Source organism: Variovorax sp. PBL-H6, assembly GCF_901827155.1.
Taxonomy (GTDB): Bacteria; Pseudomonadota; Gammaproteobacteria; order Burkholderiales; family Burkholderiaceae_C; genus Variovorax.
Map to the genome: position 1 here is coordinate 5,858,628 of NZ_LR594659.1, position 12,654 is coordinate 5,871,281.

Genomic DNA, 12,654 nt, shown 5'->3' on the forward strand with positions numbered 1-12,654 from the left:
TCGCAGCTATTCAGGCGCCTTCAAGAATGAAATGGAAGGCGCAAAGAAGTACTCCCCGCCCTTGAGTGCCACGAATCCCTCGAAGGCAAACCGGCCACCGAGCGATTGCCCCTATTCTTTCGGGAATTGCTGACCAGGGGAGTGCTGGCCTCGGTCCATCGGCTCGACCCACTGCGCGCGAGAAGAACCCGGCGCAAAAGGTTCGCCGAAGTATTGCGTTTCCCGGATCACCTGGGTGCCCTTGAACTCCATGATGCTCACGACATGGACCGGGGCTTTGTCATACGTGACGACCACTTCGGTGATCCAAAGCTCGCCGCCGCCCAGTGTCCGCCGCACGACAAACCGCTTGGGGTCCGGCTGCGCCCTGCGCGACGCTTCGATCTGCTGCCGGCCGCGAATGCGTTCGCCCGATTGAGGGTACTCGAGCACCGCTTGCTCGGCATAGATCGCGTGTTCGGCCGCAAAGTCGTTGGCATCGGAGGCCGCCCAGTGGCGCTGCAGCGCGGCTCGCACATCGTCGTCGTTCATCGAGGCATCTTCCTCCTGCCTGCCTCATGTGAAAAGCTTGCCGTTCAGCGCGATATGGACCGTGCGAACGGTGAGCACCGCAATGGCAAGACTCAGCGCCACAAGCAGCCCGATCGCGAGCCACCACAGCGGACCGCTGTCGCGGTACGCCGAGTACCTGAGCGCCGCGTTGGCCAGTGCTGCCATCGGGAAGCCGATCGCCCACCAGGACGGTGAGAAGCTCACGCTCGGGCGGAACACCTTCGGTACGACCACGGCGAACATGAACAGCCCGAAATACAAGAGCAGCGCGGCAAAGCGATCGACGCCGCCGATGACATTCGTGTAGGCGATGAAGCCCACTGCGAAAGGCGCGACCAGAATCATCAGCGACGGTGTCATGGCGGGCGCGAGCGGGTCACGGTGCACGAGCCGGCTGATGACCATCACGAGAATCACGAGCGCCATCACGGCACCGACGGCGCAAGCCAGCAGGTTGATCTCCGAAGCCCAGGCCATGCGCATGTGCTGTCCGGTGACGGGAATGTCCAGCGTGGCCACGCCCGGAATGATCCACGCAGGCACGGCATGCGATGCATCGACCTGGCCTTTGAGCAGGCGCGACACGGCGATGAAGCTCAGCGCGAGTGTCGCCACGACGCCGATCGTCCAGATGGCCGGCGCTGCGGCCGCCGCATAGGGTTCGACGACGGCAGACAGCAAAAGAATCGAGATCGCGATGGTTCCGAAGAAGCTGCCTGCCACCGGATGGAGGAACTCCGCGCACACGGCCTGGGGATGCTTCACGAGCTTGACCAAATACCCGAGCGAGATGAGCGCGAACACGCCCAGTGCGAACACGCCAATGGCTTCGCCGACAAAAGCCGTTGCGCCGAGGCTGTCGTGCGCGAGTCGCCAGGCCAGCGACAGCCCGGAGAGGCCCATCACCGAGGCAAAGAGGTTGACCGGCAGGTTTTTCACGGAGCTTTCGCTGCGAAGAACCGAGGGCGACGAAGAGGGGCTGAAAGCGGGACTTTGCACGGCGGACCTGTTTGGCAGTATTTGCAAGACCTGATAGTTTCTGCCAAGCTCTCCCCTTTGCCGCTTTCAACAGCTGGCGTTTTCTGCCAATCATCGGGCCAGGTCAGCCATGCGCATCGCCATCCTCGCGTTCCCGCGCTTCCAGTTGCTCGACGTCGCCGGACCCGCCGACGTCTTCGCCGAAGCATCGCGCCAGCTCGGCGACCCCCGGGCGTACCAGGTGCAGGTGATCGGCACCGACGAAGGCATGCTCCGAAGCAGCAGCGGGTTGCGCCTGGCCGTCGATGCGACCGTGGCAACCCATCGCGCGCGCATCGACACCTTGCTGGTCGCGGGAAGCCCCGACATCGAGGACATGGCGAGCGATGCGCAATTGCAGGCCTGGCTGCGGCGCCAGTCCCGCAGCGTGCGACGCTATGGGTCGGTGTGCACCGGCGCCTTCGTCCTGGCCGCGTCGGGACTGCTGGAGGGCAAGCGCGTGGCAACCCACTGGAATGCCACCGCCCGCCTGGCGTCAGCCTATCCGGGGACGTGCGTGGAAGCAGACGCCATCTACGTGAAGGACGGCAAGCTGTTCACGTCCGCCGGTGTGACCGCCGGAATCGACCTCGCCCTTGCGATGGTGGAAGAGGACCATGGACGCGAACTTGCGCTGCAGGTGGCACGCCAGTTGGTGATGTTCCTCAAGCGCCCGGGCGGGCAGAGCCAGTTCAGCGCGCACCTGGCCGCGCAGACCTCCGAGCGCTCCAGCGTGCGCGCGGTGCAGGAGCATGTTCTTGCGACGCTGACCGACGACCTGTCGATACCCGCGCTGGCTTCGCGTGCGGGCATGAGCGAACGCAGCTTCGCGCGGATCTTCCGCAGTGAGACCGGCACGACGCCCGCCGCTTTCGTCGAGCATGCGCGGATCGACGCAGCCCGCCGCCTGGCGGAGCAGTCGGACCTGCCGGCCAAGCGACTGGCTGCCGCGGTGGGCTACGCGAACGTCGACGGGTTCCGGCGTGCGTTCGGGCGTCGGCTCGGGGTGAGTCTTGGCGAATATCGAAGGCGCTTTGCCAGTTGACCGTGCGCTGCCAGGCACGTGGATTGCCGGGCAATCCGATGACGATCTTCTTCTTGGCTCGCTTGCCTCAACTGACATCATGAATCTGTCCCGGAAGAAAACGCTTGCCACCTCTCGGGCCGGCTTGGTCGCTGGTGCCACTCTCGCCGCCTCGGCAGCCACCGCGGTTTGGGTCGAGCTTCAGGCGCGTCGAGCAGAACGCGAGCACCCGCCCGCCGGGCGGTTCGTGGACGTCGACGGTGCAAGGCTTCACTACGTCGAGCGCGGCGAAGGGCCTACGGTCGTGTTGATTCACGGCAACGTCGTATCGCTCGCCGACTTCGATGCCAGCGGCCTTGTCGAGAGACTGGCCGTAGACCACCACGTGATCGCGATCGACCGGCCCGGCTTTGGCCACAGCACCCGACCACGCGATCGTCGTTGGACGCCCAGCGCTCAAGCGGCAATGCTCCATGCGGCTCTGAAGCGCTTGGGCGTCGAGCGACCGATCGTCGTCGGTCACTCGATGGGCACCCTGGTCGCGCTTGCAATGGCGCTCGACCATCCAGAGTACGTGCGCAGCCTGGTGCTGATGGGTGGCTACTACTACCCGACGGTCCGCGTCGATGCGCTCCTCATTGCTCCCGTAGCGCTACCGGTGTTGGGCGACGTGATGCGGTATACGGTGACTGCGCTTTCGAGCCGGGCGCTGATCGGGCGCACGGTGCAGGGCATGTTCTGGCCGAATGAAGCGCCAGCCAACTTCTTCCCAGTGCTCTCGCGCGAAATGATGCTGCGCCCGGTGCAGATCCGCGCCAATGCGGAGGACGCAACTTTCATGATGCCCGCGGCGAGCGCCAGCAGCGCCCGATACAAGGAGCTTCGAATGCCGGTCACCATCATCGCAGGCGCCAACGACAAGGTGGTCGACTTCGAAGCGCATTCGACGCGACTTCATCGGGACGTGCCGCAAAGCGAATTGGTCGTCGTCCCGGGGGCGGGGCACATGGTGCACTACGTGGCGCCCGAGAGAGTGATCGCCGCGGTCAGAAGCGGCTCGGAGCACTGACGAGCGCAGGTAGGCGAACCCGGGCTCTCGCGCTCAAGCCAGAGTCCGCCTCCTCGTCGACGCCTCCACTTCATGCAGGTAGGTCGCAAGTCCGTCCTTGGCCGGCGGAACGGAATTGAGCAGCATCACGGCGCTGACCTGTCCACGGTGACCTGTGCCGTGCGCCAGGACATGCATGAGCATTTCCTCGCGGGACATGCGCCCAGTCGCGCCGTCGGTGAAGGTGAACTCGATCGCTTCGGCCAGTTCGTCGCGATCGAGCGCCGACACGTAGTCGATGTATTCCTGGTCGCTCTTTCCGAGATCAGCGGATAGCTCTTCGAGTGTCGGCATCTCGCTCAGGTTTGCCGACGTGTACGGGTGAGCTTCTCGCCGAAGGTGCGCGGCGAATATCCGGTCGACCACGTAGGTGTGGCTCAACGCCTTGATCGCCAATGCGGTAACCGGGGGCTCGTCACCAAGCCGGGCCAGCGCCGTGAACAGCTGGTCGTTTGCCCAGGCCTTGAACTTGAAGAGGCGGTGCAATGTGTCGTGCATGTCGTGAGGCTCCTGAGTGTTTGCGCGTCACAGGTCTTGCGTGCAGGATGTTGCGCTGCCTGTTCACGTCTACCAAGAATATGAGCGATCATTCGCTTTTGCTACTCGCATTGGCAGCTTCGAGAAATGGCACGCAGACCTCTCATCAAGCCGAGGAAACTCGCCACGCAGGAGCGATCGCGAGCGACCGTAGACAGCTTGATCGAGGCAACCGCTCGCATTCTGGTCAAGGAGGGCTTCGACAAGGCCAGCACCAACCGCATCGCGCAACTTTCGGGGGTGAGCATCGGCTCTCTCTATCAATACTTCCCGAGCAAGGAAGCACTCGTTGCCGCCGTGATCGAGCGCCATCAACAGCAGATCATGCAAACGGTTCGCAGCGAGTTGGCGCGGGTTTCGACGCAGCCGCTGGAGGAAGCCGTGCGCAGGTTCGTCGCTGTCGCCGTGAAGGCGCACCGCCTCGATCCTCAATTGCACCGAGTGCTGGCCGAGCAGATCCCGCGGGTTGGAAAGCTCGAGAAGCTGGAAACCTTCAGCAGTGAAAACTTCAGCCTGTTCAGGGACTATCTCGAAGGTGTTCGGGGCGAGCTCGGCGTCGACGACCTGGAGCTCGCATCGTTCGTGTGTGTCACGACGATCGAGGCGTTGACACACAACGCAGTGCTACACCAGTCCAGGATGTTGACCAACGACCGGATGGAGGCGCTCATCGACGAGACGGCGCGCCTGGTGACGGGCTTCCTGAAGGCCTAGCGCGCTTGGTTCGGGGTGCCCGCCATGCGATCACCGTTGTGCCGTTGAAATCACATTCGACCGCGCGCGCGTGCTTGGTGGGCGCGGACCCCTGTCCATACGACTGACACCAGACTTGCCAGCAGCAGGAGGGCCGATATCGGCCGCGTGATGAAGATGGCGGTGCTGCCCTGGGCGATGGTCATCGACTGGCGCAGCGCATTCTCGAACAGCGGCTCGAGCACAAGTCCGAGCACCAATGGTGCTGCCGGAAACGCATACCGCTGCATCAGGTAGCCGACGACGCCGAAGCCCGCCAGCAGATAGAGGTCGGAAACGCTGTTGGATTGGCTGTAGACCCCCGCGATGCAGATCGCCAGGATGACCGGGTAGAGCACTGCGTAGCGCGCCCGCAGCAGCAGCACGGAAAGGCCAGCCAGAGGCATGTTCAGCACCAGCAGGAGCGCATTGCCGACGAACATGCTTGCGACGATGCCCCAGACGAGCTCCGGGTTCTGCTCGAAGAGCTGGGGGCCAGGCCGCAAGCCGAACATGACCAGGGCGCCGAGCATGATGGCAGTCGTATTCGAACCCGGGATCCCGAGGGCGAACATCGGCACCATCGCACCCGCCGACGACGCGTTGTTCGCGGATTCCGGACCGGCCACGCCCTCGATCGCACCCGTGCCGAACGTCTCCGGATGCTTCGACAGCCGCTTCTCCAGCGCATAGGACATGAAGGACGCGATCGTCGCCCCGGCACCCGGCAGCACACCGACCAGGAAGCCGACGACACTGCCACGCAAGATGGGCCAGCGCGAGGCCTGCCAGTCGGCCCTGGTGGGCCAGGCACCCTTGATGTTGGCCTCGATCTTCGCAGGCGGCTGCCCGTTCTCCGCTGACGAGAGCACCTCACCGACACCGAAGATCGCCACCGCGAGCACGAGGAACTCCACGCCATCGAGCAACCACAGCTGGTCGAAGATGAAGCGAGTGCTTCCCTCCTGCGGATCGGTGCCGATCGTGGCGAGGCAAAGGCCGAGCACGCCCATGATCAGCCCCTTGATGACCGAGCCGCCCACGAGCGCGAGCGCCGTGAGCCCGAGCACGACCAGAGCGAAATACTCCGGCGGCCCGAACGCCAGGGCACCGGCCGCCAGCAGCGGCGCCAGGGCAGCGAGCCCGAGGGTGCCCAGGATGCCTGCGATGAAGGAGCCTATTGCCGCGATGCCGAGCGCCGCGCCCGCCCGGCCCTTGCGGGCGAGCTGGTGGCCGTCGATGCTGGTCATCACCGAGGAAGACTCACCCGGAATGCTCAGGAGCACGGAGGTGATGGTTCCCCCGTACTGCGCGCCGTAGTAGATGCCGGCGAACATGATGGTGGACGAGATCGCATTGCCGCCGAAGGTCAAGGGCAGCAACAGCGAGATCGCCGCTGCGGGCCCGATGCCCGGGACCACGCCGACGATCTGACCGAGCAGCACGCCGGCCAGGCAGAACAGCAGGTTCATGGGGGTCAGCGCCACGGCAAAGCCGTTGCCCAATGCGGCGAAGATGTCCATCAGAACCCCCAGGGGCCGCGCGGCAGCGGCACGGAAAGCCACAGGTGGAAGACGCCGAAGATGGCAAGCGAGGTCCCCGCGGCCACCAGCAGCGACAGGCGCCAGGGGAGCTGCTCCACGCGCTTGAGCAGGAAGAGCAGGTACAGGGCCACGGGCACCATGAAGCCGAGCGGCTCGACCAGGCCCACGGTCACGGCCAGGCCGATGACGATGGACCACCAGCGCGCCGGATGGTGAGGCGAGGCCGGCGCCTCAGTGCCCCGGTGGCTCCAGAAGAACACCAGCACCAGCACGACCAGCAATGCGCCCAGCCACAGCGGCAGGAAGCCGGGCCCCGGTGCGTAGTAGTCGAGGTAGGTGAGCTCGGTTGACTTCCAGATCCACAGCAAGCCGAAGACACCGATGACGGCGGCGAAGATGCGTTCACCGCGCTGCATCACGCCACCTTCGGCCGGCTCTCGATGCGGGCGGCATCCACGGCCGCCGCATCGAGCGTCACCCCGAGCCCCGGGCCCTCGGGCAGGCTGATGAAGCCAGGCCGCCGGTGCAGGTCTTCTTCGATGATGTCCTGCGAGAAGCCCATGGGGCGAAGCGAACCGATCTCGACCGGCATGATCAGGCTCGGCGCGGCCAGTGCGAACTGCGCCTCTGCCGCGGCGGCGAGCCCGAGCTCGAACACGTGCCCCAGCACGGCGCCGACGCCCGCGGCCTCCAGCATGTTCACGATCGCGAGCGCGCCGTCGAGGCCGTGCTTGGTGACCTTCACCTTGACGCGGTCCACGGCGCCGAGCCGGATGGCAGTCATGGCTTCTTCGGGCGTAGCCACCATGTCGTCCGACATGATGGGCACGCCGACATGGCGCCGCACCTCGGCCATGCCGAGAACGTCGCCGCGGCCGGTGGGCTGCTCGACATGCTCCAGGTCGAAGCGCTCGATAGCGCGGATCAACCGGATCGCATCGGCCGGCTTGTAGTGGTCGTTGCCGTCCACGCGCAGCCCGATGGCCGGGCCCACCGCCTCGCGCACCGCTGCAACCCGGTCGATGTCCGAGCGCACGGTTTCGCCGAGCTTGAGCTTCAGCGTGCGGAAGCCGGCACCGACGGTCTCCGAGGCAATCCGCGCCATGCGCTCGGGCGTGTCGATGCCGAGCACCGGGCCGATGACCGGAATCTCGTCGCGCACGCGGCCTCCGAGCAGAACGTGCACGGGCACGCCCAGCGCGCGGGCGGAGAGATCGCGCAGCGCCACGTTCACCGCGGCCTTGGTCCATGCGCGCCCCTTGAGGACGGCCGCCACGCGCAAACAGGCAGCCGTCGTGTCGGTGGCGGGCAGTCCGACCAGTGCGGGCTCCACATAGCGCCGTATCGCGAAGACGATCTCCTCCTGGAATTCTTCCGGCTTGCCAGGTGGCGCCGACACCACTTCCGCCACACCGGTCACCGCCGGGTCGTCGGTTGCGACGCGCAGCAGCACCGAGACATGCCGGCGCGTGCGACCCTCCGAGATGCGAAAGTCATGCGTGCCGACGAAGGCGAGCGGAATGGCCTCGACGGCCGTGATCTTCAGTTCGCTCATGGCTTGCCCCCGATGCGCGCCAGCGCCGCCTTGTAGATGGTTTCCTGCTCGCTCAGGAATGCGAGGAAATCCTGGGTGCCCAGCACCTTCTCCGTCGCAACGTTGGTTGCGATGTAGCTCTTGAATGCCGGTGTGCGTGCCACTCTTGCGAACACGTCCTCCCAGTACATGGCGGCCTCCCTGGGTGCGCCCTTGGGAATCGCTACGCCGCGCCACATCTGGAACGGCGTGACCTTGATGCCCTGCTCTTCAAGCGTCGGAACATCCGCAAGCGCTTCGAAGCGCGTCGGGCGGAACACACCCACCCCCTTGATCGTCTTGGCCTGGAGTTGCGACATCAACTCGATCGGGTTGCCGGCGACCGAATCGACATGGCCGCCGAGCAGCGCTGTCAGCGCCTCGCCACCGCCGTTGAACCGTACAAGGTTGAACCTGGTGCCGGTTGCCTGCTCGAGCAGCGCGATCGCCATGTCGTCGGCGGTGCCGGCGGAACCGACCGAGATCGTGCGCGGCCTGGACTTTGCCGCCGCGACCATGTCGGCCGCCGACGCGTAGGGCGACCCGGCCTTCACCGCGAGCAGGTAGTCGTCGAGCATGAAGTTCATGATCGGCTGCAGGTCCTTGGCACCGAAGGTCCGGGGCACGCGCAGCGGCGTGATCTGCGTCTGCGGGTTGATCAGCACCAGTGTGTGCGGGTCCTTGTTGCGGGACGAGACCACGTAGCCCACCCCGCTTGCCGTGCCGCCGCCAGGCTTGTTGTTGGCCACGATGTGGGTCGGGACCATCTTCTCATCCTGCGCGATCTTGATCAGGGTGCGCGCGAACAGATCGGCGCCACCGCCAAGTCCGAACGGGATGACGAACTCCACGTCCTGCGTGGGCTTCCATTGCGCCATCGCGCCGGTGCAGGTGGCGAACAGCAGGAGCGTTGCAAGCCAGGGTCTCGATCGCTGAGCCATGAGAGTCTCCTTTCATTCCAGCTTGATGCCGGCGGTTTGGATGACCGATTTCCATTTGTCGATGGCCTTCGCCAAGTTGCTGCGGAAAGCCTCTGGCGTGCCGCCGACGACTTCGGCGCCGTCTTCCGACAGCGTCTGGCGAAAGGCAGGGGATTCGACGATGGCGCCTATTTCCCTGTTCAGTCTTGCAATGACGCTCGCCGGCGTCTTTGCCGGCGCCGCGACACCGTAGAGCGACGTGGCTTCGAACCCCGGGATGGTTTCCGCGACCGTGGGTACGTCCGGCAGCGCCGGGACTCGCTTGGCACCGCTCACCGCCAGCGCGCGCAGCCGCCCTGCGTCCACGAACTGCTTGGTCGACAGGATGGTGCCGAACTTCCAGCTGATCTGGCCGCCGAGCAGGTCGCTCGTCGCTTGCGCGTCGCCCTTGTACGGGATGTGGTTCATCTTCACGCCAGCCATCGCGCACAGCAGCTCGCCGGCCAGGTGGGTGGCGGTGCCGGCGCCGCCGGAGCCGTAGTTGATCTGGCCGGGTTTCGCCCTGGCCAGCGCGATCAGTTCCGGGACGCTCTTCGCCGGTGTCCCGGGGTGCACGGCCAGCACGTTGGGTGACACCGCGACATGGATGATCGGCGCGAAGTCCCTCAGGAGGTCGTAGGGCATGTTCGGTCTGAGCCCCGGGTTGATGACGTGGCTCGGCGACACCATCAGCAGCGTGTAGCCATCGGCTGGCGCTTCCGCCGCCTGGCGCGTGCCGATGATCGTGCTGCCGCCCGGCACGTTGTCGACGACGACCGGCTGGCCAAGCGCTGTCGTGAGCTTCTCGCTCAGCAGGCGCGCGATGATGTCGTTGGGGCCGCCCGGCGGAAACGGGACGATGAGGCGCACCGGGCGCTCCGGATATGCAGCCCATGCCGACGGAACGGCGCAGGTCAGCGCGAGTGCGGCCATGCAGCCCAGCATGGCCCTTCGCAAGTGGCACCTTCGGAACTCGTTCATCTGTTGTCTCCTGTTCTTGTCCCGTGCGGCGCGCCGGAGCGCGTCAGGGCGGACCGACGATGTTGCGCAGCTTTCCGATCCCGCTCACCTCGGTCTCCACCACGTCGCCCCGCGCAAGGAACTCGGGCGGCACTCGCGCATGGCCCACGCCCTCGGGCGTGCCGGTCGCGATCACGTCGCCCGGCTCGAGAGTGAGGCCGTGCGACAGCTCCTCGAGGATGCTCGGAATCCCGAAGAACATGCGTCGCGTGGTGGATGCCTGCTTCGCCACGCCGTTGACGCGGCACTGGATCGCCAGGTCGGCGGGGTCGAGCGCGTCGGCAGTCACGATCCAGGGGCCCATGGGGCAACTCGAATCCAGGCTCTTGCCCTTGAACCACTGGTTTCCATGGCGACGCTGCACTTCGCGGCCGGTGATGTCGTTGATGACCATGTAGCCCCACACGTGCTCCATGGCCGAGGACTGTGCGATGTTCTTGCCGCGCCTGCCGATCACGACGCCGAGCTCGGCTTCCCAGTCGAGCTTCTCGGTGATGGTGCGATCGATCAGGATCGCGTCGTGCGGCCCGATAACCGCGGTGCTCGCCTTGGTGAAGAAGGTCGGATGCTCCGGCAGCTCGGTCGCCGCGCTGCGTGTCTTGCTGCCTTCGTCGAAATGGGCAACATAGTTCCAGCCTACGCAGAAGACGTTCTTTCTTGGCCGGGGTATCGGCGCGAAAAGATGCGCCTGTGCGATCGGCAGCAGTTCGCCGCTGGCGTGCGCAACGGCGTTGCGCACCCAGTCCAGTCCGGTGTCGCCGGCGTCGATCAGGCCGAGCATGGACATGTCTTCGAAGGGTGCGTCCCGGACTGTGGCCAGGTCGAGGAGAAGGCGGTCCTGGTCGACCACCGCGCCGAGGCGCGGGGCATCGTTGGCGCTGGCAGCGAAGGTGGCGAGTTTCATGATGGGAATGTGGAACGGGGGGCTTAGATCAGGCCGCGGTACGAGCCGCCATCGAGCTGCAGGTTCTGGCCCGAGATGTAGCCCGCCTGCACGCTGCAGAGAAAGGCACAGGTGTCGCCGAATTCCTCGGGCCGGCCGAGGCGCTTTGCAGCGATGGTCTCGGCAATCACCTTCATTGCGCTCTCGCGGTCGATGCCCTGCTCTTTCGAGATGCGCTCGGCCATCTCGACCTGTCGCTGTGTCGCGAAGCGCTCGGGCAGCAGGTTGTTGATGGTCACGTTGTCCACCGCGATGTCGAGCGCGAGCGCGCGCACCAGGGCCGTCACGCCCGCGCGCGGCGCGGTCGAGAGCGTCATCGTCGGCGTGGGCGATTTCACGCGCGCCGAGGTGATGTTGACGATTCGCCCGAACCTGCGCGCGCGCATGCCGGGAAGCATCGCCTTGATCATGAACAGGGGCGCGTAGAAGTTCGCCTCCAGAGCGTGCTCCCAGTCCTCGCGCTCGAAATCCTGGAAGTTGCCAGGAGCGGGCCCCGCGTTGTTGTTCACGAGGATGCTGGCGCCCTGTGCCGTGCGGCAGAGTGCCTCGCGGCCTTCCACCGTGTTGAGGTCGGCCTGTACCGGCGTGACCTTCGCGTCGGTCTCGCCTCGGATCTGCTCGGCCGCCGTTTGCAGGCGATCGGCGTCGCGGCCGTTGATGATCACCGTGCAGCCCTCGCGCGCCAGCGAAAGCGCGCAGGCCTTGCCCAGGCCATCGGACGAGGCGCAAACCAGGGCCGTGCGGCCTTCGAGCCCGAGCTTCATGCCTGTGCCAGCACCGATCGCAGGTGGTCGACACCCTCGGCGCGCGTGCCCATCCAGACATCGGGCGCGGCCTTGGCGAGACGGATGATTCTTTCGTAGGCCGCCATGGCCAGGGGGCGGCCGGACACGTGCGCGTGGATGGCGGGATCGATGCGCACGGCACCGGTCTCGAACTCGCGTGCGGACTCGAGCCAGTCCTCGAACAGCGTGAGCATCTCGCGCGGCGAGTTGCCGTAACGCATGTAGTGCGGGAGGTCGTTCACCTCGGTGTTGTTGGGGAAGGCGACGATGGAACGATCGCCGTAGCGCACCACATAGGGCAGGTCGTCGTTCAGCGTGTCGCCGTGCCAGTCATAGCCGGCCTCCAGCAGCAGGCGGGGCGTGCGCACGCTGGGCGTGCTGCGTGGGCTGATCCAGCCGCGGGGACGCCGGCCGGTGGCCTGTGCGATCAGGTCGGTGGTACGCACGATGTTGGCGCGCTCCTCCTGCTCGTCGAGATAGACGGGGATCACGTCCATCGTGTACGAATGGGAGACCACCTCGTGGCCGGCGTCCGCAATGCGGCGAATGACCTGCGGGTAATGCTCCGCCAGGATGCCGCTCACGTTGAAGGTGGCCCGCACTTGCTGCCGCTCCAGCACATCGAGGATGCGGAAGATGCCGCGGCGATGGCCGTACTCGGCCCAGCTCATGGCGTTGAGGTCCGGGAATCCCTGGCGAAGCGGATTGCCCATGGGCCCGATGCCTGGCCACTTGCCGTCGGACCACCATTCGAAAGAAACGCGCAGGAACACCGCAATGCGCTTGCCGCCAGGCCAGCGGAAATCGGCCGGCGCCGCGGTTTCCGTGCCGCCAGCGTGGATGTCCAGGGAATGCTCCAT

The 12,654-nt window shown here is 65.8% G+C and carries 14 protein-coding genes; 3 read left to right on the forward strand and 11 right to left on the reverse strand.

What is annotated here, in order from left to right; translation table 11 throughout:
- Window positions 1–111: 111 nt before the first annotated feature.
- Together G3W89_RS27565 and G3W89_RS27570 are read right to left on the reverse strand one after the other, a co-directional pair.
- Complete coding sequence (locus G3W89_RS27565; protein WP_162577127.1) at window positions 112–531, reverse strand: nuclear transport factor 2 family protein; 420 nt, start codon at window positions 529–531, stop codon at window positions 112–114.
- Between the two features lie 24 nt (window positions 532–555).
- Window positions 556–1,491 carry an SLAC1 anion channel family protein gene (locus G3W89_RS27570; protein WP_232076775.1) on the reverse strand — a complete coding sequence of 312 codons (936 nt, stop codon included), beginning with the start codon at window positions 1,489–1,491 and terminating at the stop codon, window positions 556–558.
- Between the two features lie 169 nt (window positions 1,492–1,660).
- On the opposite strand from G3W89_RS27570, the gene G3W89_RS27575 reads away from it, so the two are divergent.
- Window positions 1,661–2,614 carry a GlxA family transcriptional regulator gene (locus G3W89_RS27575; protein WP_162577129.1) on the forward strand — a complete coding sequence of 318 codons (954 nt, stop codon included), beginning with the start codon at window positions 1,661–1,663 and terminating at the stop codon, window positions 2,612–2,614.
- A complete protein-coding gene (locus tag G3W89_RS27580) occupies window positions 2,583–3,662 on the forward strand; it encodes an alpha/beta fold hydrolase (RefSeq protein WP_232076776.1) in 1,080 nt (359 codons plus the stop codon). The genes G3W89_RS27575 and G3W89_RS27580 overlap by 32 nt, the downstream gene beginning before the upstream one ends.
- A gap of 33 nt (window positions 3,663–3,695) precedes the next feature.
- Here the strand turns inward: G3W89_RS27580 and G3W89_RS27585 are convergent, their stop codons facing one another.
- Complete coding sequence (locus G3W89_RS27585) at window positions 3,696–4,199, reverse strand: DinB family protein (RefSeq protein WP_162577130.1); 504 nt, start codon at window positions 4,197–4,199, stop codon at window positions 3,696–3,698.
- 126 nt (window positions 4,200–4,325) lie between these two features.
- Between G3W89_RS27585 and G3W89_RS27590 the strand changes: the two genes are divergently transcribed.
- A complete protein-coding gene (locus tag G3W89_RS27590) occupies window positions 4,326–4,952 on the forward strand; it encodes a TetR/AcrR family transcriptional regulator (RefSeq protein WP_162577131.1) in 627 nt (208 codons plus the stop codon).
- 50 nt (window positions 4,953–5,002) lie between these two features.
- On the opposite strand, the gene G3W89_RS27595 is transcribed toward G3W89_RS27590, so the two are convergent.
- The 8 genes from G3W89_RS27595 to G3W89_RS27630 are packed head-to-tail and all read right to left on the reverse strand — an operon-like array spanning window position 5,003 to window position 12,654.
- On the reverse strand, window positions 5,003–6,493 hold the full coding sequence (locus G3W89_RS27595; RefSeq protein ID WP_162577132.1) for a tripartite tricarboxylate transporter permease: 1,491 nt from the start codon (window positions 6,491–6,493) through the stop codon (window positions 5,003–5,005).
- Complete coding sequence (locus tag G3W89_RS27600) at window positions 6,493–6,930, reverse strand: tripartite tricarboxylate transporter TctB family protein (RefSeq protein WP_162577133.1); 438 nt, start codon at window positions 6,928–6,930, stop codon at window positions 6,493–6,495. The genes G3W89_RS27595 and G3W89_RS27600 overlap by 1 nt, the downstream gene beginning before the upstream one ends.
- Entirely contained in the window at window positions 6,930–8,069 is a 1,140-nt protein-coding gene (locus tag G3W89_RS27605; protein WP_162577134.1) for a mandelate racemase/muconate lactonizing enzyme family protein, read from the reverse strand. The genes G3W89_RS27600 and G3W89_RS27605 overlap by 1 nt, the downstream gene beginning before the upstream one ends.
- Complete coding sequence (locus G3W89_RS27610; protein WP_162577135.1) at window positions 8,066–9,028, reverse strand: Bug family tripartite tricarboxylate transporter substrate binding protein; 963 nt, start codon at window positions 9,026–9,028, stop codon at window positions 8,066–8,068. Before G3W89_RS27610 ends, G3W89_RS27605 begins: the two co-directional genes overlap by 4 nt.
- A gap of 12 nt (window positions 9,029–9,040) precedes the next feature.
- Window positions 9,041–10,027: a Bug family tripartite tricarboxylate transporter substrate binding protein gene (locus tag G3W89_RS27615; protein WP_232076777.1), complete on the reverse strand. Its 987-nt coding sequence runs from the start codon at window positions 10,025–10,027 to the stop codon at window positions 9,041–9,043.
- 43 nt (window positions 10,028–10,070) lie between these two features.
- Window positions 10,071–10,970 carry a fumarylacetoacetate hydrolase family protein gene (locus G3W89_RS27620; protein ID WP_162577136.1) on the reverse strand — a complete coding sequence of 300 codons (900 nt, stop codon included), beginning with the start codon at window positions 10,968–10,970 and terminating at the stop codon, window positions 10,071–10,073.
- Between the two features lie 23 nt (window positions 10,971–10,993).
- Window positions 10,994–11,773 (reverse strand): SDR family oxidoreductase, encoded by a 780-nt coding sequence (locus G3W89_RS27625; RefSeq protein ID WP_162577137.1) that lies wholly within the window; start codon window positions 11,771–11,773, stop codon window positions 10,994–10,996.
- Window positions 11,770–12,654 (reverse strand): polysaccharide deacetylase family protein, encoded by an 885-nt coding sequence (locus G3W89_RS27630; RefSeq protein WP_162577138.1) that lies wholly within the window; start codon window positions 12,652–12,654, stop codon window positions 11,770–11,772. The genes G3W89_RS27625 and G3W89_RS27630 overlap by 4 nt, the downstream gene beginning before the upstream one ends.

Coding starts and splice junctions, on each gene's coding strand:
- G3W89_RS27565 (WP_162577127.1), bottom strand. CDS start 531: ATGAACGACGACGATGTGCGAGCCGCGCTGCAGCGCCACTGGGCGGCC.
- G3W89_RS27575 (WP_162577129.1), top strand. CDS start 1,661: ATGCGCATCGCCATCCTCGCGTTCCCGCGCTTCCAGTTGCTCGACGTC.
- G3W89_RS27585 (WP_162577130.1), bottom strand. CDS start 4,199: ATGCACGACACATTGCACCGCCTCTTCAAGTTCAAGGCCTGGGCAAAC.
- G3W89_RS27590 (WP_162577131.1), top strand. CDS start 4,326: ATGGCACGCAGACCTCTCATCAAGCCGAGGAAACTCGCCACGCAGGAG.
- G3W89_RS27595 (WP_162577132.1), bottom strand. CDS start 6,493: ATGGACATCTTCGCCGCATTGGGCAACGGCTTTGCCGTGGCGCTGACC.
- G3W89_RS27600 (WP_162577133.1), bottom strand. CDS start 6,930: ATGCAGCGCGGTGAACGCATCTTCGCCGCCGTCATCGGTGTCTTCGGC.
- G3W89_RS27605 (WP_162577134.1), bottom strand. CDS start 8,069: ATGAGCGAACTGAAGATCACGGCCGTCGAGGCCATTCCGCTCGCCTTC.
- G3W89_RS27610 (WP_162577135.1), bottom strand. CDS start 9,028: ATGGCTCAGCGATCGAGACCCTGGCTTGCAACGCTCCTGCTGTTCGCC.
- G3W89_RS27615 (WP_232076777.1), bottom strand. CDS start 10,027: ATGAACGAGTTCCGAAGGTGCCACTTGCGAAGGGCCATGCTGGGCTGC.
- G3W89_RS27620 (WP_162577136.1), bottom strand. CDS start 10,970: ATGAAACTCGCCACCTTCGCTGCCAGCGCCAACGATGCCCCGCGCCTC.
- G3W89_RS27625 (WP_162577137.1), bottom strand. CDS start 11,773: ATGAAGCTCGGGCTCGAAGGCCGCACGGCCCTGGTTTGCGCCTCGTCC.
- G3W89_RS27630 (WP_162577138.1), bottom strand. CDS start 12,654: ATGGAGCATTCCCTGGACATCCACGCTGGCGGCACGGAAACCGCGGCG.